At 70.8% G+C, this 19,707-nt stretch carries 18 protein-coding genes and 1 tRNA gene; 13 read left to right on the top strand and 6 right to left on the bottom strand.

What is annotated here, in order from left to right; genetic code table 11:
• Positions 1 to 417: 417 nt before the first annotated feature.
• A complete protein-coding gene (locus ACTMTJ_RS34330) occupies positions 418 to 783 on the bottom strand; it encodes a TM2 domain-containing protein (protein WP_441222842.1) in 366 nt (121 codons plus the stop codon).
• A gap of 327 nt (positions 784 to 1,110) precedes the next feature.
• Here ACTMTJ_RS34330 and ald point away from each other — a divergent pair, with 327 nt between their 5' ends.
• The 6 genes from ald (at position 1,111) to ACTMTJ_RS34360 (ending at position 7,534) form a co-directional block, all read left to right on the top strand.
• On the top strand, positions 1,111 to 2,238 hold the full coding sequence (gene ald, locus ACTMTJ_RS34335; RefSeq protein WP_441222843.1) for an alanine dehydrogenase: 1,128 nt from the start codon (positions 1,111 to 1,113) through the stop codon (positions 2,236 to 2,238).
• A 50-nt stretch (positions 2,239 to 2,288) separates the two neighbouring features.
• A complete protein-coding gene (locus ACTMTJ_RS34340; protein WP_441222987.1) occupies positions 2,289 to 3,209 on the top strand; it encodes a site-specific tyrosine recombinase XerD in 921 nt (306 codons plus the stop codon).
• A gap of 191 nt (positions 3,210 to 3,400) precedes the next feature.
• The gene (locus ACTMTJ_RS34345) at positions 3,401 to 4,330 is read left to right on the top strand and encodes a ParA family protein (protein WP_441222844.1); all 930 of its coding nucleotides are present in this window, start codon (positions 3,401 to 3,403) and stop codon (positions 4,328 to 4,330) included.
• Positions 4,331 to 4,342: 12 nt separating this feature from the next.
• The gene (locus ACTMTJ_RS34350; RefSeq protein WP_441222845.1) at positions 4,343 to 5,494 is read left to right on the top strand and encodes a segregation and condensation protein A; all 1,152 of its coding nucleotides are present in this window, start codon (positions 4,343 to 4,345) and stop codon (positions 5,492 to 5,494) included.
• Positions 5,495 to 5,946: 452 nt separating this feature from the next.
• Complete coding sequence (scpB, locus tag ACTMTJ_RS34355) at positions 5,947 to 6,810, top strand: SMC-Scp complex subunit ScpB (RefSeq protein ID WP_441222988.1); 864 nt, start codon at positions 5,947 to 5,949, stop codon at positions 6,808 to 6,810.
• The gene (locus ACTMTJ_RS34360) at positions 6,797 to 7,534 is read left to right on the top strand and encodes a pseudouridine synthase (RefSeq protein WP_441222846.1); all 738 of its coding nucleotides are present in this window, start codon (positions 6,797 to 6,799) and stop codon (positions 7,532 to 7,534) included. Before scpB ends, ACTMTJ_RS34360 begins: the two co-directional genes overlap by 14 nt.
• Positions 7,535 to 7,921: 387 nt before the next feature.
• Here the strand turns inward: ACTMTJ_RS34360 and ACTMTJ_RS34365 are convergent, their stop codons facing one another.
• From ACTMTJ_RS34365 to ACTMTJ_RS34385, 5 genes are all read right to left on the bottom strand, one after another.
• Entirely contained in the window at positions 7,922 to 8,644 is a 723-nt protein-coding gene (locus tag ACTMTJ_RS34365) for a hypothetical protein (protein ID WP_441222847.1), read from the bottom strand.
• Positions 8,645 to 8,763: 119 nt separating this feature from the next.
• Positions 8,764 to 9,651, bottom strand: coding sequence for a TIGR03619 family F420-dependent LLM class oxidoreductase (locus tag ACTMTJ_RS34370; protein ID WP_441222848.1), 888 nt, complete (start codon positions 9,649 to 9,651; stop codon positions 8,764 to 8,766).
• Positions 9,648 to 10,121, bottom strand: a complete 474-nt coding sequence (locus tag ACTMTJ_RS34375; RefSeq protein WP_441222849.1) for a nucleoside deaminase — start codon at positions 10,119 to 10,121, stop codon at positions 9,648 to 9,650. The genes ACTMTJ_RS34370 and ACTMTJ_RS34375 overlap by 4 nt, the downstream gene beginning before the upstream one ends.
• Before the next feature lie 4 nt (positions 10,122 to 10,125).
• Positions 10,126 to 11,148, bottom strand: coding sequence for an ROK family protein (locus tag ACTMTJ_RS34380; protein ID WP_441222850.1), 1,023 nt, complete (start codon positions 11,146 to 11,148; stop codon positions 10,126 to 10,128).
• A gap of 10 nt (positions 11,149 to 11,158) precedes the next feature.
• Entirely contained in the window at positions 11,159 to 11,494 is a 336-nt protein-coding gene (locus ACTMTJ_RS34385) for a hypothetical protein (RefSeq protein WP_441222851.1), read from the bottom strand.
• Between the two features lie 115 nt (positions 11,495 to 11,609).
• Here ACTMTJ_RS34385 and cmk point away from each other — a divergent pair, with 115 nt between their 5' ends.
• From cmk to ACTMTJ_RS34420, 7 genes are all read left to right on the top strand, one after another.
• Positions 11,610 to 12,290, top strand: coding sequence for a (d)CMP kinase (gene cmk, locus ACTMTJ_RS34390; RefSeq protein WP_441222852.1), 681 nt, complete (start codon positions 11,610 to 11,612; stop codon positions 12,288 to 12,290).
• Positions 12,287 to 13,666: a ribosome biogenesis GTPase Der gene (der, locus tag ACTMTJ_RS34395; protein WP_441222853.1), complete on the top strand. Its 1,380-nt coding sequence runs from the start codon at positions 12,287 to 12,289 to the stop codon at positions 13,664 to 13,666. Before cmk ends, der begins: the two co-directional genes overlap by 4 nt.
• 104 nt (positions 13,667 to 13,770) lie before the next feature.
• Positions 13,771 to 13,844 (top strand) — tRNA-Pro (locus tag ACTMTJ_RS34400).
• A gap of 116 nt (positions 13,845 to 13,960) precedes the next feature.
• Complete coding sequence (locus ACTMTJ_RS34405) at positions 13,961 to 14,920, top strand: tyrosine-type recombinase/integrase (RefSeq protein WP_441222854.1); 960 nt, start codon at positions 13,961 to 13,963, stop codon at positions 14,918 to 14,920.
• Positions 14,921 to 15,017: 97 nt separating this feature from the next.
• Positions 15,018 to 16,163, top strand: coding sequence for a hypothetical protein (locus tag ACTMTJ_RS34410; RefSeq protein ID WP_441222855.1), 1,146 nt, complete (start codon positions 15,018 to 15,020; stop codon positions 16,161 to 16,163).
• A gap of 738 nt (positions 16,164 to 16,901) precedes the next feature.
• Complete coding sequence (locus tag ACTMTJ_RS34415) at positions 16,902 to 17,939, top strand: tyrosine-type recombinase/integrase (protein WP_441222856.1); 1,038 nt, start codon at positions 16,902 to 16,904, stop codon at positions 17,937 to 17,939.
• Positions 17,940 to 18,191: 252 nt separating this feature from the next.
• Positions 18,192 to 19,706 (top strand): RNA-directed DNA polymerase, encoded by a 1,515-nt coding sequence (locus ACTMTJ_RS34420; protein WP_441222857.1) that lies wholly within the window; start codon positions 18,192 to 18,194, stop codon positions 19,704 to 19,706.
• Position 19,707 lies beyond the last annotated feature (1 nt).

Below are 19,707 nucleotides of genomic sequence, written 5' to 3' on the forward strand. Positions count from 1 at the left end.
TCGCACGGCGGCGGCGGTTACATAGAGCGACGGGCGCCGTTTTTGATCTCCCGCGGCGTGACCGGCAACAGACATTGTGGACAAACACCGCCGCACCTGTGGCGCGGGCCGCGCATCCGCCGGGGGGGGGAACGGGTCACCGCGACCAAACGCGAGGGTGAGCCGGGGGAGCAGCGGACCAGACCATGGTCGACTTACGGTGAGTGGCATCGGGTCCGGACCGCGGCTCCCGCGGCCTCAACCGTCCGCCGTTGGTCGCGGAGCGGCGCAGAAATGGCGCGTAGCGCACAGCCATGCGGCCATGTGCACCGTTAGGGCACTGCTTGCCAGCTGACCCGGACCCGGGTGAATCCGGGTCGTGGAAGACGACGTAGCCGCCGGCCTCACGGCCGGCGGCTACGAACAGTAGGCGGGTGGTCAGCTGTCGCGGAGGACGCGTCCCTGGGCGTCGGTGCCGCCGTTGACCAGGATCAGGATGCCGTCGATCAGGCCCCACAGGCCACCGAGGCCGCAGGTCAGGACGCCGACCAGGAGCTGGCCGACGGCGAGGCCGGTGTGGCCGGTGTAGAAGCGGCCCACGCCGAAGGTGCCGAGGAAGATGCCGAGAAGGCCCGCGACGAGCTTGCTCTTGTCCGAGTACACGACGCCCGGCTGCCCGTACGCGCCCTGCTGCTGCGAGTACTGCGGCTGGCCGTACTGAGGCTGGCCGTACTGGGGCTGCTGCCCGTACTGCGGCTGCTGCCCGTACTGCGGCTGCTCAGGGTATTGCGGAGGAGTGGTCATGAGCCGCCACCATAGTGATCCCAGCGGAATGTGTCGGGAGCAGGGTCCACTCTGTGAGACGGTAGGCTGAGAATTGTGTCCGATCGGGTAGGGCCGGTGCCTGACAGACCGTCAGCTTGGGTATTAACCGCCTGTCACCATGTCGCCTGATCCGGGAAACCAACCGGCCCTAGACTGCCGCCGACGGCGGCGCCCGCCAGCAGTGGTGAGGCGGTGAGCGGCCGCGGACAGGCTACAGAGCGTGACAGCGGCGCTGGATCGCGGCGGCAATGGGGCCGCCGCGGCCGTAGCCCGGGGGACGCCGCCCCGGGGAAAGGTACTGGCAACGTGAAGGTCGGAATCCCACGCGAGGTGAAGAACCACGAGTACCGCGTGGCGATCACCCCAGCGGGCGTCAACGAGTTCTCCCGCGCCGGTCACGAGGTCTATGTCGAATCCGGCGCCGGCCTCGGGTCCTCCATCACCGACCACGAGTTCGCCGTGGCGGGCGCGCGGATCCTGCCCACGGCGGACGACGTGTGGGGCACCGCGGAGCTGGTGCTGAAGGTCAAGGAGCCGATCGCCGAAGAGCACCACCGCATGCGGCCGGGGCAGGTGCTGTTCACGTACCTGCACCTCGCGGCCTCCAAGGAGTGCACCGACGCGCTCCTGGACCGCAAGGTGACCGGCATCGCCTACGAGACCGTGGAGGCGGCCGACCGGACGCTCCCGCTGCTCGCGCCGATGTCCGAGGTCGCAGGGCGGCTCGCGCCGCAGGTGGGCGCGTACCACCTGATGCGCTCGGGCGGCGGGCGCGGCGTGCTGATGGGCGGCGTCTCCGGCGTGTACGCGGCGAAGGTCGTGGTCATCGGCGCCGGCGTCTCCGGCATGAACGCGGCGGCGATCGCGCTCGGCATGCAGGCCGAGGTGCTGCTGCTCGACCGCAACATCAACAAGCTCCGCTCGGCCGACGCGATCTACCAGGGGCACCTCCAGACGGTCGCCTCCAACGCGTACGAGGTGGAACGGGCCGTCCTCGACGCCGACCTGGTAATCGGCGCGGTGCTGGTGCCCGGCGCCAAGGCACCGACGCTCGTCTCCAACGAGCTCGTCTCGCGCATGAAGCCGGGCAGCGTGCTGGTCGACATCTCCATCGACCAGGGCGGCTGCTTCGAAGACTCGCGCCCCACCACGCACGCCGACCCGGTGTACAAGGTGCACGACTCGGTCTTCTACTGCGTCGCCAACATGCCCGGCGCGGTGCCGCACACCAGCACGTACGCGCTGACCAACGTCACCCTGCCCTACGCGCTGGAACTGGCCAACCACGGCTGGCGCGACGCGCTGCGGCACGACCCGGCGCTCGCGCTCGGCCTCAACACGCACGACGGGCACGTCACCTACGGCCCGGTCGCCGAGGCGCACGGCATGGCGTCGGTGCCGCTGGAGGAGGTGATCGGTGAGCGCGAGGAGTGAGGGAGCGCTAGCGACCGAGCCCCGCGGTCGCGAGCGGAAGGAGTAGCGGCCTGAGCGACCTCGGCAAGGCGGTGCGGACGTACCTCGACCACCTGACGGTGGAGCGCGGGCTGTCGGCGAACACGCTCACCTCGTACCGGCGGGATCTGGACCGCTATGTGACCACGTTGGCGGAGGGTGGCGTGGCCGACCTGGGATCGGTCACGCCCGCCCACGTTTCCGGCTACGTCGCGGCGCTGCGCGGTGGGCCCCCTCCGCTGTCGCCGGCGTCCGTGGCGCGCGCGGTGAGCGCGGTGCGCGGCCTGCACCGCTTCGCGGTGCGCGAGGGCCTGGTCGCCGACGACGCCGGCCGCGACGTGCGCCCGCCGGTCCCGCCGCGCCGGCTCCCCAAGGCGCTCGATGTGTCCGATGTGGAACGTCTGCTCGCGGCCGCGGGCGAGGCCAGCGCTCTGGAGGTACGCGACCGCGCGCTCCTCGAGTTTCTCTACGGCACCGGTGCGCGCATCTCCGAGGCGGTGGGTGCCGCCGTCGACGACCTCGACCTGGACGAGGGGACCGCGCTGCTGCACGGCAAGGGCGGACGCACGCGGCTGGTGCCGGTCGGCGGCTACGCGTGCACCGCGCTGCGCACATACCTCGCCGGCGCGCGGATCGAACTAGCCGCGGCCGGGCGGGGCACCCCGCGCGTGTTTCTCAACGCACGCGGCGGCCCGCTCTCCCGGCAGAGCGCGTGGACCATCCTGCACCGCACCGCCGCCCGCGCCGGGCTGCCGGTCGAGGGGCCGCGCGCGGTGTCGCCACACACGCTCCGTCACTCGTACGCCACGCATCTGCTGGACGGTGGCGCGGACGTGCGGGTCGTGCAGGAGCTGCTCGGCCACGCGTCGGTGACGACCACCCAGGTGTACACATTGGTGACGGTCGAACGGTTGCGCGAGGTGTACGCCACCGCGCATCCACGCGCCCGCTGACGACCCCGTGTCCACCACTGCCGCCGCGCGTTGGTTAGTGTGGAGCGGCCGCCCCATGGCCGGAGTGTCGCCCCAGCCCTGAGCAGGGTAGTGGCGTACAGTCGGGCAACGGCCCGGGCTCGTGTGGCGGCGCAGCGGGGGTTCGGTCGGCTCCGGCGCCGAGCAGTCGTCGGGAGGGGGCGCACAAGGCCATGGCTGGTAACGGTGAGCAGGTCGAGTCGTGGACCTCGACGCTGCGCGCGGAGCAGCACGCGATGGACCTGGGTGCCGAGCTCGGCCCAGCGGATCCCGCGGCGTACACGATGCGCCGGCCCATCCCCGAGCCGATGCCCGCCGACCGCCACGGCCCCGCGCGCATCATCGCGATGGCCAACCAGAAGGGTGGCGTCGGCAAGACCACGACCACCATCAACCTTGGCGCCGCCCTGGCCGAGTACGGACGCAAGGTGCTGCTCGTCGACTTCGACCCGCAGGGCGCGCTCTCCGTCGGCCTCGGCGTCAACCCGCACAACCTCGACCTGACCGTCTACAACCTGCTGATGCAGGACGACGTGACCGCCGAAGACGTGCTCATCAAGACCGACGTGGCCGGCCTCCACCTGCTCCCGGCCAATATCGACCTCTCCGCCGCCGAGATCCAGCTCGTCAACGAGGTCGCGCGGGAGATGGCGCTGGCCCGGGTGCTCCGGTCGGTGCGCAAGGAGTACGACTACATCCTGATCGACTGCCAGCCCTCGCTCGGCCTGCTCGCCATCAACGCGCTGACCGTCTCGCACGGCGTGCTGATCCCGCTGGAGTGCGAGTTCTTCAGCCTGCGCGGCGTGGCGCTGCTGCTCGACACCATCGACAAGGTGCGCGAGCGGCTCAATTTCGACCTGGAGCTCGAAGGCATCCTCGCCACCATGTACGACAGCCGCACCACCCACTGCCGCCAGGTGCTCCAGCGCGTGGTCGAGGCGTTCGGCGACAAGGTCTACCAGACCGTCATCACCAAGACGGTCAAGTTTCCCGAGTCGACGGTGGCCGGCGCGCCGATCACGACCCTCGACCCGGCCTCGTCCGGCGCCCGCAACTACCGGCAGCTGGCGCGCGAGGTCATCGCCGCACAGGCGGAGAGGTAGCCTGCCGAGGCGATGACGTCGACCGTGGAATACGGTCAGGTGGTGGACGAACCTCTCGTGGATGCCCCCAGCGGGAAGTTCACGGTGCGGCTCGCCAACTTCACTGGCCCCTTCGACCTGCTCCTCCAGCTGATCGGCAAGCACAAGCTGGACGTCACCGAGGTGGCGCTGCACAAGGTCACCGACGAGTTCATCGCGTATATCCGGGCGATGGGCGACGACTGGGACCTCGACGAGGCCAGCGAGTTCCTCATCATCGCGGCCACGCTGCTCGACCTCAAGGCCGCCCGCCTGCTGCCCGCCGCCCAGGTCGAGGACGAAGAAGACCTCGCGCTGCTGGAGGCGCGTGACCTGCTTTTCGCGCGGCTGCTCCAGTACAAGGCGTTCAAAGAGGCGGCCGCGCACATCGCCGCCATGGAGACGGCCGGCGCCCGCCGCTACCCGCGGGCGGTCGCGCTCGAACCCCGCTACGCCGACGCGCTGCCCGACCTCGTGCTCGGCATCGGCCCGGACCGCCTGCTCCGCCTCGCCATCAAGGCCATGACACCCAAGCCCGTGCCGGTGGTGTCGATCGCCCACGTCCACGACGTACGCGTGAGCGTCCGCGAGCACGCCGCCCTGCTCCGAGACCGCCTGCGGCTGGCCGGGACCGCGACATTTCGGGTGTTGTGCGCCGACTGCCAGTCGACGCTGGAGGTGGTCGCGCGCTTCCTAGCGCTGCTGGAGCTGTACCGCGAGGGCCTTGTCGGCTTTGCCCAGGTCCAGGCGCTGGGGGAGCTGACCGTCCGCTGGACCGGCGGCGACGACGCGGGCGGCGACCTGGATATCGACGAGTACGCCGGCTCGCCCGAGCCCGCTCCGGCGGCGACTCCGGCCGACCCTTCCGCGGATGCGGAGGGCTCGGCTTCGGTCGTCGCTTCCGCTGACGGGGATGCCGCGGCGCCGGTTGTCGCTTCCGCGGATGCGGACGGGGATGCCGCGGCGCCGGCTGTCGCTTCGGCTGACGCGGACGCCGCGGCGCCGCTTGTCGCTTCCGCGGACGCGGATGCTGCGGCGCCGGCTGTCGCTTCTGCGGATGCTGCGGCGCCGGCTGTCGCTTCCGCGGAGGCGGAAGCGGACGCGGCTTCGCCGGGTGCTGGTGACGATGTGAAGGAGCCGCAGTGACGGGTGACGAGCGGCGCGAGACCCTCGCCGACCAGGCCGCCGCGTGGGTGCCGCCCTGGGAGCGCCCAGAGCCCGAAGAGTCGGCCGACCCTGAGTCTCATGTGGAGGTTGAGGGTTCCGGGGCTGACGACTCCAGATCTAGCCGGGCGGACGAGCCCCCGCTACCGGCCGATGTGGAAGCCGAGGCCGTCGAGCCAGCCGCAGACACCCAGCCGGCCGCACAAACCGAGGCGGCCGCAGACACCCAGCCGGCCGCACAAACCGAGGCGGCCACGGACGCCGAGCCTGCCGCGGACCCCGAGCCCGTCACGGTCGCCGAGCCTGCCGCGGACCCCGAGCCCGTCACGGTCGCCGAGCCTGCCGCGGACGCCGAGCCCGTCACGGACGCCGAGCCCGTCACGGACGCCGAGCCTGCCGCGGACGCCGAGCCCGTCACGGACGCCGAGCCCATCATGGACGCCGAGCCGGACACGGCGGCCGAGTCGATCGTGGACGCCCAGCCAGCCCCGTCGGCTGAGCCAGCCGCGGACGCCGAGCCGCCCGCGGAAACCGAGCCCGCCACGGCGCTCGAGCCGCTCGCCGACATCGAGCCCGCTCCCCAAGCCGAGCCCACCGCGGACGCCGAGCCCGCCGCGGACGCCGACCCGGCCTCCCATGCCGAGCTGGCCACGGACATCGAGCCCACCACCCTCGGGGCCGCACCCCCCGAACCGCAAGCGGACCCCGCGATCGAGCCCGCCCCCGAGGAGCAGTCCGCCCTCGCGCTCATCGACGACGCCGAGCTCAAGGGCGCCCTCGAAGCGATCCTCCTGGTCGTTGACGAGCCGGTCACCGAGATCGTCCTCGCCCAGATCCTCGAACAGCCCACCGAGCGCATCGCCGCCACCCTCGTCACCGTCGCGGAGGGGTACACCGCGGCGGGGCACGGCTTCGACCTGCGCAAGGTCGCCGGCGGGTGGCGCCTCTACACCCGGCCCGAGTACGCCCCCTACGTGGAGCGCTTCGTGCTCGACGGGCAGTCGGTGCGGCTGACCCAGGCGGCCCTGGAGACGCTCGCGGTGGTGGCCTACAAGCAGCCGGTCACCCGCTCCCGCATCTCGGCGATCCGCGGCGTCAACTGCGACGGCGTCATCCGTACCCTCGTGTCCCGCGGTTTGGTGGAAGAGTGTGGCACGGAGCCGGAGTCGGGCGCGTTCCTGTACCGGACGACCACGCTGTTCCTGGAAAAGCTCGGCATGAACTCGGTCAACGACCTGCCACCGCTCGCCCCGTTCCTCCCCGACGACGTGGAAGAGATAGCCGATGCCACCCAGTGAGGAACGCCTCCAGAAGGTTCTCGCGTCCGCCGGCGTCGGCTCGCGGCGGGCCAGCGAAGACCTGATCGCGCGCGGCCGCGTCGTGGTGGACGGGCGGGTGGCCCGCCTCGGCGACAAGGTGGACCCGGCGACGGCGGAGATCTACGTCGACGGCCAGCGGGTGGTCGCCGATACGCGCCTGGTCTACATGGCCATGAACAAGCCGCGCGGCGTCGTCTCCACCATGGCCGACGAACGCGGCCGCGAGGCGATCTCCGACTACCTGGGCACCGTCGAGCAGCGCGTCTACCACGTCGGGCGGCTCGACGCGGACAGCGAGGGGCTGCTGCTGCTCACCAACGACGGCACGCTCGCCCACCGCCTGATGCACCCGTCGTTCGGCGTGCCGAAGACCTACCTGGCCGAGGTGGCCGGCCCGCTGCCCCGCGCGGTGGGGCGGCGGCTGCTGGCCGGCGTGGAGCTGGAGGACGGGCCGGTGAAGGCCGACGCGTTCAAGCTCGTCGACACGCTGGGCCGCACCGCCCAGGTGGAGATCACGCTGCACGAGGGCCGCAACCACATCGTGCGCCGCCTGATGGAGGAGGTCGGCCACCCGGTCTCCCGCCTCATCCGCACCGCCATCGGCCCGATCAGGCTCGGCGACCTCAAGGTCGGCCGCACCCGCCGCCTCTCCAACCCCGAGGTCGCGTCCCTCTTCCGCGCCGTCGAAGAAAACCGCACCTGAAGATTCGATCTTCCGGATTCCCGGGCCCGCGTCAGCTGCGGACCGTCGCTCCCGCCGGAGACCGCGCAGGTCGGCGGCTCGCCAGGGCTCGCCGAGATCCCCGACCTCCGCTGCCAGGCCCGCGGCGCACGACCACGAAGTTGAGCCAACGCTCCAGGCCAACGATCACGACCCGCCGGAGGCGCCGAGTAGCCGCAACCCGAAACGAGCGGTGAAGCGGCTCGAACGGGCTTGCACCGCGGACCCGGCAGCGGACGGCCGGGGGTTTCGGCGAGCGCTGCGAGCCGCCGGCCGGGAGCGGTGCCCGCGGGAGCAAACGGTCGACAGCTGACGCGAGCGTGGGCAAATATGTCTCACCAAGGGCGAGACCGCCCGACACCGAAAGCTTTAGAGCTCGCTCACCGTGGCCAGGATCAGCGCCAGGTCTTCGGTGAGCTTGTCGCGGGCGGCGTCGGCGTGGGCGTAGGCGTCGGTGGCGCGGGCCACGTGGGTGGCGAAGGCGTCCCGGCGCTCGGGGTGCTTGGCGAGAAACGCCTCCACCGCCGCCTCGTCCGCGTAGATCGGGGCGTAGCGGCCGCTGGCCGAGCGGGTGAGGTGGGACAGCGCGTCGCGGCCGATGCCGATCGTGTCCAGGCCGGTCAGCGCCTCCTCCATCTGGTAGCGGGCCGGCCGGAGGTGGAACGACAGTGTGTCGCACTGCTGCCCGAACTCGCGTAGCTGGGCGACGAGCGGGCCGATCGCGCGCCAGGCGACGGCGCGGATGGGTTCCAGTTCGTCCGCGTACAGGTGGGCGCGCATGGCCAGGCGTTGAAGTGCGGGGATTCCGCACGCGACGGCCTCGGTGGGGGTCGCGACCCGCCGTGCGGGAGCGCGCGTGGCGTGGGCGGCGCGGCTGTGCGCGGTGCCGGGCCGCGCGGTGATCCGGGTCAGGGCCGCCGGAAACGCGGCCAGGACCGTGGCGACCGCCGCGTCCGTGTGGGGATGACCGGTGAGCGGCTTCGTCAGGGGGAGTGTGGCGTGGGTGCGCCAGAGGCTCCGCGCGGTGTCGGCGAGGGCGATCCACGCGGGCTGCCGCCGCTCCAGGACGTCGACCGCTTCCATCAGGGCCATGGCGCCTCCCCTCGGAATCCCGAGGTCGGGCCGGCGTCGTAGCCCACCACGCCGGCCCGATACCTCGGTCAGAGGCAATACGCGGTCGGCACGGGTCCGGTTCACCCGGAGCGCGGGTTTTAGCTGGCGATCACCGCGGCCAGTGTCTCCCAGTCACGTTCGGGTGACAGGCGGTCGGCCGGGTTGTCGGCGAGGGCGTCGAGCACCACGTAGGCGGCGCCGAGCTCGATCAGCGTGGCCAGGTCGCGGCGGATCTGGTCGAGGCTGCCGCGGCCGAACGGGCGCCCGGTCTCCAGCAGGTGACCGTCGGTCAGCTGGGTGCGCATGCGCGGGCAGAACGCGGGCACCGGCCGCCCCTGCCGCTCGGCCTCGTCGCGCAACGCGGGCAGGGTGGCCTGTACCCGTTCCAGGTCGAGCTGGTTGGGGTGCCAGGCGTCGCCGAACTGGACCGTGCGCCGGACCGCGGCCGGGCCCCAGCCGCCGATCCACAGTGGCGGGTGTGGGGCCCGCGCGGCGCGTGGGCCGGTCGCGACGTCGCGGTAGGAGACATAGGCGCCGTCGAGCGAGACCACGTCGTTGGTCCAGGCGTCCGTGATGGCCTTCAGGTATTCGTCGGTCATCTTCCCGCGTTCGCGGAACGGCACGCCGACCGCGGCGAACTCGGCCTCGGACCAGCCCACGCCGGTGCCGAGGATGAACCGCCCGCCGGTGAACTGGTCGATGTTGTTGGCCATGCGGGCGACCAGCAGCGGGTGGCGGTACGGGATGATCGTGACGGTCGTGCCCAGCTCGATGCGCTCGGTGAGCCCGCCCAGCCAGGCCAGCGTGGCGAACGGGTCGTAGAACGGCGTCGGGTACAGGTCGGTGACGTCCGGCGTGGGCGCGACGTGGTCGGAGGTCATCGCCAGGTCGAAGCCGTGCGACTCGGCGAACCGCACCCACCCGCGCAGGATGTCGGGTGTCGCGTTCGGCCCGAAGTTGGGGATGAAGAGGCCAAGCTTGGTCATGCGCGGGCCTCCAGGTAGCGGCGGAAGGGCACGTCGGCTCCCTCGGTCGGCACGTACACGACCTGGTCGGGCGCGGCCTCGCGAAACAGCCGCTGCATGCTCACCAGCAGGTCGCCGTGCACGGCCGGCGCGGGGTAGCCGAGGTCGGGCACGTACTCCTTCGGGGCAGCGTAGTAGATCCGCTCGACGCCGGCGGTGGCGGCGACCGCGTGGCAGAGCGCGCACGGCTCGCAGCTGGATACGACGATCGCGCCGGTAACGTGCACTTCGCCGACCACGGCGCAGGCGGCGCGGACCGCGGTCACCTCGGCGTGCGCGGCCGGGTCATGGTCGTGCAGGGCCGTGTTGACGCCGGTGGCGAGCACCTCGCCGTCGCGGACCACCAGCGCCCCGAACGGCAACTGCCCGGCGGCCGCGTTTTCCGCGGCGAGCAGCACCGCGCGGGCGGCCAACTCTTCGACGGTCGCCATGCGGTCAGACCGCCACCGGGCCGAGCGCCGCCAGTGCGGCACCGCGCGCCCCGGCCATGTCGAGATGGGGTACCAGCGCGAAGGTGGTCGCCTTGGCCTGCTCCTCGCGCAGCTTGGTGTGCGCCCGCACCCGGTCGAGGAACCAGTCTCGGAAGTCGGGGGCGGCCTCGACGACACCGCCGCCGACGAAGTACGCGTGCGGGTCGGTGAAGTTGGCCGCGATCGTGAAGAGGCGGCCCAGCGCCATCGCCTGCTGCTCGAAGATCGCGCGGGCCAGCTCGTCACCCCGCTCGCCGAGGCCGCGCACAAGCTTGGCCGCCTGCTTGATCGGCACGGCGGCGAGCTCGTGGTCGGGGTAGCGGGTCAGCCAGTACGGCAGGAGGTTTTTCACGATGCCGGTCAGCGACGCGACGCTCTCCACGTCGCCGTCGAAGCCGCAGTTGCAGGAGGGCAGCGTCTGGCCCTCGGCGAGCAGCCCTTGCATCGGGATGTGCACGTGGCCGAGCTCGCCGGCCATCCCGGTGGCACCCTTGACGACCTGGCCGGACTCGATGACACCGCCGCCCAGCCCGGTGCCGACGATCGCCGAGACCGACGAGCGGCGTGGCGCGTCGGCGCCGAAGTGGACCACGTGCGCGTAGAGCGCGGCCGCGTTGCCGTCGTTGTTGTAGACGACCGGCAGCTCGAGCCGCTTTTCCAGCGCGGTGCGGATGTCGAAGCCGTACCACGCCGGGAGCGCGAAGTTTGTCGCGCCCTTCGCGGAGAGCACGCCGTCGGCGCTGGACGGGCCGGGCGTGTCGAGGCCGACCGCGCGCACCGCGCTCCGGTCGGTGCCGGTGAGCTCCAGCACCACGTCGACCGAGCGGGCGAGGGCGTCGAGCGCCGCGGCCGGGCCGTCGAGAACGCAGCTCGGCGTCTCCACGAGCTGGTCTACGAGGAACCGGCCGGTCTCGTCCACCACCGTGGCGTTCGTGGCCGTGCCGCCGACGTCGAGGCCGACGACGACACCAGTCGCTAGAGGTCGCACCTGAATGATCCTACGGACTTGATCGGGGAACGGGGGAGCGGCCGATCGCCGTGATCGCGAGACCGGCGATGACGAGCGCCGCGCCGACGAGGCCGGTAACGGTGACGGGTTCGTGCGGCAACAGCCAGCCGAGCAGGACCAGCGCCGCCGTGCGGCGGCTGGCGAACGCCTGGCGCCAGGACACCCTCCGGGAGGCCGCGATGCCGGCCAGGACCAGGCTCGCCACCACCAGCCGCGCGGAGCCGAGGGGCAGGGACGAGCCGTCGTATCCGCTGATCGCCTGCGCTGTCCCGATGGTGCCCCAGAGCACGGCCGCGGCCATCACGAGCGCCACGCCGCGCGGCATACGCGCGAGGGTACCCAAACGTCACAGAGGGCACAGACGGTGGCGCCGGCATGCGCGTCCGGGCGACCGGGCATGATTGAGAGTGGTTTTGAGTTGTCCTGCGCGAGGAGGCGTGGTGTCACAGATGGTGGGGTCCGGGCGGTGTGTGGTGGCCGTGGACGGCCCGTCCGGTTCTGGTAAGTCCACCGTCTCCCGCCGGCTCGCCGCGGCGCTGGGCGCCCAATACCTCGATACCGGCGCTATGTACCGGGCCGTGACCTGGGCCGCGCTGGTCTCCGGCATCGACCCGCGAGACGCCGAGGCGGTCGCCAAGGTCGCCGGTGAGATCGACCTGGAGATCGGCACCGACCCCGACGCCCCGCACACCCGGGTCGACGGCACCCCGGTCGACCGCCCCATCCGCGGTCCCGAGGTGACCGCCGCGGTGTCCGCGGTGGCGGCCGTGCCCTGGGTGCGCCAGCTGCTCGTCGCCCAGCAACGCAAGATCATCGCGGCCGCCGGCCGCATCGTGGTCGAGGGCCGCGACATCGGCATGGTGGTCGCGCCCGACGCGGACCTCAAGGTGTACCTGACGGCGTCCGCCGACGCCCGGGCCCGCCGCCGCAGCGCGGAAAACGCGGCCGACCTCTCCGCCACCGCCGCCGACCTCGACCGCCGCGACCGCCTCGACTCCACCCGCGCCGCCGACCCGCTCCAGCAGGCCGCGGACGCGGTGGTGCTCGACACGACCGAGCTGGGTATCGACGAGGTCGTGGCGCGGCTGCGCGCCATGCTGGATGGGCGGGTGTCCGCGTGAGCCTGGAAGCTGTTCCGCAGGAGGAGGCGGTCACCGGTCCGGTGCCCGTCGTCGCTGTCGTCGGCAGACCAAATGTCGGCAAATCCACGCTGGTCAACCGCATCATCGGCCGCCGCCAGGCGGTCGTCGAGGACACGCCGGGCGTGACCCGCGACCGCGTGCCGTACGACGCGCAGTGGTCCGGCCGACAGTTCACCGTCGTCGACACCGGCGGCTGGGAGCCGGACGCCAAAGACCGCGCCGCGGCCATCGCCGCCCAGGCCGAGGCCGCCGTCGCCACCGCCGACGTGGTCCTCTTCGTCGTCGACGGCATGATCGGCGCCACCGACGTCGACGAGGCCGCCGTCAAGATGCTGCGCCGCAGCGCCAAGCCGGTGCTCCTGGTCGCCAACAAGGCCGACAACCAGGCCATCGAGCTGGAGACGGCCGGCCTGTGGTCGCTCGGCCTCGGCCAGCCCTACCCGGTCTCCGCCCTGCACGGCCGCGGCTCCGGCGACCTGCTCGACGCCATCCTCGAAGCGCTGCCCGAGCCACCCCCGATCATCGAACCCGCCGAGCGCGGCCCTCGCCGCGTCGCCCTGGTCGGCCGCCCCAACGTCGGCAAGTCCAGCCTGCTCAACCGCCTGGCCAAGGAGGAACGCGCGGTCGTCGACGCGGTAGCCGGCACCACCGTCGACCCGGTCGACAGCCTGGTGCAGATCGGCGGCGAGACCTGGCAGCTCGTCGACACCGCCGGCCTGCGCAAACGGGCCGGGCGGGCCAGCGGCACCGAGTACTACGCGAGCCTGCGCACCGCCGGCGCCATCGAGGCCGCCGAGGTCGCCGTCGTCCTGCTCGACGCCAGCGAGCCGATCAGCGAGCAGGACCAGCGCATCCTCGGCATGGTCGTGGAGTCGGGGCGGGCGCTGGTCATCGCGTTCAACAAGTGGGACCTCGTCGACGAAGACCGCCGCTACCAGCTGGAGAAGGAGATCGACCGCGAGCTTCGCCGCATCCCATGGGCGCTGCGGATGAACCTCTCCGCCAAGACCGGCCGCGCCGTCGACAAGCTGGCGCCCGCGCTGCGCACGGCACTGGAGAGCTGGGAGACCCGCGTGCCGACCGGCCAGCTCAACCAGTGGCTGACCGCGCTGGTGCAGGCCACGCCACACCCGGTCCGCGGCGGGCGGGCACCGCGCGTGCTGTTCGCCACGCAGGCGGGCACCCGCCCACCCCGGTTCGTGCTCTTCACCACAGGCCCGCTGGACGCCGGCTACCAGAGGTTCGTCGAACGCAAGCTCCGCGAAGAGTTCGGCTTCGCGGGCAGCCCGGTCGAGGTGTCGGTACGCCCCCGCAAGCGCACCGGTCCCGGCGGCCGTGGCAAGGCCCACGGCTAGGTTTCCGGCTCCTCGGGCCGGCGCCGTGGGGCGTGTGCGCGTGGGGGAGGTGGTTGCGCTACGCTGTACCGGCTGCCGCGGGCGGGGTTTTGGTCCGTCGGCAACGGGACGTGGCGCAGTTTGGTAGCGCACTTGACTGGGGGTCAAGGGGTCGTCGGTTCAAATCCGGCCGTCCCGACAGCGGAAGGGTTCTCGCAGGTCAGCGACTTGCGAGGGCCCTCTTTTCATAGCTCGGCATGAATGCCCGGTCTAGCACGCCGCTGTTGGACCACTTGACTCGCCGAGGTTGCCGCCATGTCGAAGCTCGACATCACCAAGCTCACCGTCGATCTGTCCGGAGTCTGGGCCGGGTTCCTGCGCGACTGGGACCGGACCCTGCGCGCCGCCAACCATCCGGAGACCACCCGCTACAACTACCTGATCGCCGCCGCCCAACTGGGCCGCTACCTGGCCGAGCACTCTCCCGACCCGGACGCGGAGGAGGCCGCCGACGACCCGTGCGCGGTGACCCGCGCGCACGTGGAGTCGTTCCAGGCATGGATGATCGACACCCGGTCGGCGTCCACCGCGCTGAACAAGCACAAGTGCTTGCAGCAGTTCTTCAAGTTCCTGCTCGGCGAGCAGGAGATCACCCGGTCGCCGATGGAGCGGGTACCCCAGCCGAAGACACCCCGCAAGCTCATCCCGGTGATACGGGACGAGGACACCCGCAGCCTGCTTGACTCGCTCAAAGGCAAGGGCTTCGCCGGGCTGCGCGACGAGGCGATCATCCGGGTGCTGGCCAACACCGGCGCTCGCCTGTCCGAGGTCGGCAACCTCCACGTCGACGACGTGGATCTGGCCACCGAGTCGGTGCACTACCGCGGCAAGGGCGCCAAAGACCGGCGGGTCCGGTTCGGACCCAAGACCGCCCGCGCGCTCAGCCGCTACCTACGCGCCCGCACCAAGCACACCGGCGCCCACCTCCCGCACCTTTGGCTAGCCGACCGCGGCGGCCGGCGGCTGGAGCCGAACGGCATCAAGATCCGGCTCAAGCGGCTCGGCGCCGCTGCCGGCGTGGCCGGGACCGTACACGCGCACCGGTGGCGGCACACCTTCGCCCACGAATGGAAACTCGCCGGCGGCGACACCGGCGACCTCATGCTGCTGCTCGGCTGGACGTCGGAGGACATGCCCCGCCACTACGGAGCGAGCGCCGCGGCAGAGCGGGCGCAGCAGACCCAGGCCCGACTGGGCATCGGTGAGCGCGTGTAGCTCGATCGGCTGACGCGATCGCACATGGCAGGGCTGTGTGTGATCGCGTCGTCACGGGTACGCTGCGGCGGACTCGGGGCAGTGGTTGGGGGCGACGATGACGCGATATTCGGTCGACGCGGGCCGCAGCGAGCTGTTGGCGACCTGGGAGACCGCCACGGCGCGGTCGCGGTTCGGGTGGCGCCGCTGGCGGCGAAAATCGGGGCGAGACGGCGGCTGGCGCTGGCGGCTGAGTTGTCGGGCCTGTCCGAGGGCACTGTGGCGCTGCTATACGCACCCGGCGAGCGCCGCCGACAGCCTGGAGCTCAACTCCGAGGGCTGGCGGCGGGAGCAGACCCGCAACACGTTCGCTTCCGTGGCCGCCGATATCAGGAAGCCGAGCCTGCCTGACAGCGACGGCATGTTGATGGTGTCGTACGACCCGGTGGAGGAGCGCGCCCACCGTGTTGGCCGTTGTCTACACGCGGCCGCGGATGCCGATCTGACCGCGGCGGTGATCGCAGATGTGGAGTTGGAGATCGCGGCGGTGGAGGGCGCCGAGTTGGGGGACCTGTCTGGGCGCTCGGCGCAGGCCGTGCAACTGACGCGGCAAGCTGCGTCGCCGGTCCAGGTCGCGGCCGCCGACCGGATTCTGGCGAACGACCCGCTCGGCGGCGACGAACTGTTTCTTGAACTCGATCCGACCTCGGCGTGCGTGGCGGCGGCGCACTGGCTGCGGGCGGCCGCCGACGTGGCGGCGGAGGCCTCCACCGGTACTCCTACCCACGTCCTGGTGGAGGCCGACGAGATCGAGGCACTGCCGCAGGCGACACCCGCCGCTGTGCTCGAGCTGATGGAGATCGGTCTGTCGCCGACAGACGTCGTGACCAGCTTGATCCGTGAAGCCATGGCGGTTGCCGAGGGCAATGCCCCCGACATCGACAATCTACGCCAGAAGATCGCAGACGCCGAAGAGAAAGCCGAGCGGTACCGGCCAGGTGATCCCGAGGCGGCCGCCGAGAACATGACAATTCGGCTGACCACTCTGGACCCGCTTCGACCCGCCCGCGACATGCTTGAGGATCTGCTGTCCGGTATTCGCGGCTGTTGGGTTCTCTACCGCGAGTACACCGTCACGGGCGCCGACCCGGAGGACCCGGACGACGACGAACTAGACGACGAGATGCGTGAAGCGTTCCGCGATACGGTGCGAGCACGAGCGGCCGCCGACCGGTACCGACTCGATCTGGAAGATCGTAAGTGAGCGGACAGCCAGGTATGTGTCGAAGGGATGGCGCGCCGCGCGTCGACATGCGGCACCCTGGCGTAGCACCGCAAATAACCGTCCGCTCGCCGCAGACGAACGACTGACACGCCCGTGCTGCACCTCGCTCGGGGAACCGGTGTTCAAGTCCCCCTCGGACACCGATTTTCCGCATGGGTGCGCAGTTTCCGGTGTTGGTGTTCAAAGCTACTTGAACACCTCGTCCTGCAGTTGTCCCTCGATCCAGCAGTGGCTGGTCGGGCACGGCGGTGGTTGCGATGACCAACATGCCTGTGCCGGCGGTGATCCCATCGTCCCCTCGTGGTGGCGGCCTCGTTGCAGGCCCAGCCGGGCGGCGCCGGAGCCCGCTGCCCCTGCCTGCTGTTGCCCCCGACCCGGTGCCCGTGAACGAAGCCGTCTATGCGTTGAGCGCGGTGGACAAGAGCGGGCGGGTCGCCGACCGCAGCATCGTCCGGGCGCTCGGGTGGGAGCCCGGAGCCCGGCTGGACATCCGTGAACGGGCGGGCCTGATCGTGGCGTGCCTGGCCTCGGACGGCATCGGCGCGGTCGACGATCGCGGATATCTGATCTTGCCGTTGGCGGCGCGACGGTGGTGCCGGCTGACGGCCGGGGACCGTGTGCTGTTGGTCGCCCACCGCGCTACGGGCGTTCTGGCCGCCCATCCGCTTCCGGTGCTGGAGCACATGCTGGCTCCCGCGCTCTCGGCAGCGATTGGCGGTGAGCGCCGTGAGCCAATCCGTTGCTGCGCAGCCGGAGCTGGAAGCCGCTCGGCTTCTGCTGGAGCGGATGGGTATCTCCCCGACCGATCTGCTGGATGTACGGGTGTCTCGGCCGCCGGCTCCGACGTTTGCCGAGTACGTGCCGGTGGTCGCGGCGGCGGTGACGCCCGGAACGCTGCGGGCCTACGGCTCGTACTGGAAGCGGGTCGTCAATGAGTGGGGCGGGCGGCGGATCGATGAGCCTCGCCCGTCGGAGATCGAGGGGCTGCGGACCCGGGTACAGGCCAACGTCGTGGTGCGCAGCAACTCGCGGGGTGGCCGGTCGGCGGCCGAGAATTTGGTGGCCGCGCTGCGCTGCCTGTATCGGCGGGCGGTCGCGGATGGCTACCTGGACGCGGCCGACAACCCCGCGTTGAAGGTGGACAAGCCGCGCCGGCTGCCCAGTACTCGGCACGCGATCGCGGACAGCCGGCTGGCGCAGATCAACCAGGTCGCGGCGACCACGGGCAACGACCCAGCGCTGGACACGTTGCTGATCCGCCTGCACACCGAGACCGCGTGCCGCCGCGCCGGCGCGCTCGCCCTCCGGCCACGGGACCTCGATCGGGACCAGTGTCTGATCTTTCTGCGGGAAAAAGGCGGCACCTCGCGTTGGCAGCCCGTCTCACCAACCCTGATGCGGCACCTGGTCGCGCACCATGCCGAGCGGGGCGACGGCGACCGGAACGGGGCGTTGCTGCGCTACCGCCGCGGACGGCCGCTGACCTACCGCCGCTACGACCACCTCTGGGAAAGGATCGGACAGCACCTGCCGTGGGTCCGCACCCAGCAGATCAGCATCCACTGGCTGCGACACACCACCCTCACTTGGGTGGAACGCACCTACGGTCACGCGGTCGCCCGCGCCTACGCCGGCCACACCGACAACGCAGCAAGTACCTCAACATCCACCTACGTCCGGGCCAGCCCGCACGAGATTGCGTCCGCCTTGGAGACGCTCACGGGTGAGCGCCATCCGCTCACTGCGGCGACATAGAGACAAGCTCAAGCCGGTACCTCCCTCGGCCTTCTGGACGAGGGAGGGACCGGCTGCCGCGATTGCGTTCGCCCTTGTTCACTCGTTCGAAGCGAACGTCGCGTTTCTGCAGTTCACACGCCCGCGCGAGCAAGATCGGATAACACGATCAGCATCACGCGACGGTGCACACCAACCTGTCGTCCGGTGTTGGGTCAATCCGGACGCCGTGTCTGTAGGTGTAGAGCAGCGTGTTGCTGGTAGACCGGAGCGGTGAATGTCGACCCTGCCCTCCTGTCGGACCTCGACCTCACTGGGGCCCTGGATCGAGAGATCGACAAGCCTCCTCGGATGCTGCCGCCCAACCTGGCGATGCAAGCCTTGTCCACGCGGCGCGTAAGGGCGGCCGAATGGGTTCAGAAGGTGGTTGGCAGCAGCCGGTTCGCGTCTTCACCCGAGGAAACGGTCGCCGCGAGCAAGATCAACCACGGTGTGCGGCCGGTAGCTGTTTGGGACGTACCGACCCGGGTGTTGTACGGTGCGCTGGCGTTACGCCTGGGACAGGCGCTGCCGCCAGTTGATCGCGGGCGGGCGCAGTGGACGGCTTTCAAACGAGCACCACTGGATCACGAGGGCGCATACATCGTCGCCACAGATATCGCGTCCTGCTATCAGTACCTTGACCACACCCTCCTCATGGACGAGTTGCTCGTGCAGGTCGGCGACCACGCCGCCGTCAGCCTGCTCGGCGAGCTACTTTCCGCTACGCAGGGCCGGACGTATGGCCTGCCGCAGCAATCGACGGCGAGCGACATGCTTGCCGAGGTCATTCTGGCCCGCCTAGAGCGTGTGTTGGTACGTCGAGGCATCCAGGTTGGACGGTACAACGACGACTTCCGATTCACCTGCCGGTCCTGGTCCGACACGGTCCGCGCGATCGAGATCTTCGTCGAGGAGACGCGGCGCCTCGGCTTAACGATGAACGACCTGAAGACGATCACCTGGAGACGCTCGACATACCGGAAGTCCCTTGACGAGGCCGACGACCTCCGCAACCAGATCGCGGCCGAAGCCCAGTACGACCTAACGCTCGTCGAGCACGACCCGTACGGCGACGTCGCCGCTTTGACGCCACCCAACCCCAGCGATGTCGACCGAGAGGCGGCGGCACGGATCGTGGAACGTTGGGCCAAAGTCGCCGGTCGCAGCCAGATCGCACCCAGACGCGCGAAGGAGCACCGGGCGCTGCTGGACCTGATGTCCTCGGCCTTAACGACCTTGGAAACCGAGCCAAGTACAAGCCCGGAAGTGTTGCGGTGCCTCATGCAAATGCTGCGCTTCGCCCGCCAAATGACACCAGCCGTCTGCCGGTACCTGACGGGACGCACAGATCCCGACCCGGTAGTCACGGCCTTCGATAGGCTGCTGGCGTCCAGGGCCTATCTCAACGGCTGGCAGGCGTGGTGGCTACAAAAGGCAATCGCCTGCCGGCCAGAGTTCGGTACAGGTGGCGGCGCCGAGCGGCGACTTCGGTGGGTCCGCGAATCGCTCAACGCTCAGCATGAGGCCCCGACACAGCGCGCATATGCCGCACTCACCTTGGCCCGCCACGGGCAGTTCGCCGCTGACCAACTGCTCGGCCTGTATGACCGGATGGGAGCCATAGCTCGTCCATCGCTGGTCGCCGGCCTCGCTCTGACAAATCCGCCTGGCAACATCCGCAAGGCGGTCACCCAGGACAACCCACTACACCAGTGGGTTTATGACTGGGCGCCCACCGGTGCCTAGC

Source organism: Phytohabitans sp. LJ34, assembly GCF_052068095.1.
Classification (GTDB): domain Bacteria; phylum Actinomycetota; class Actinomycetes; order Mycobacteriales; family Micromonosporaceae; genus Phytohabitans.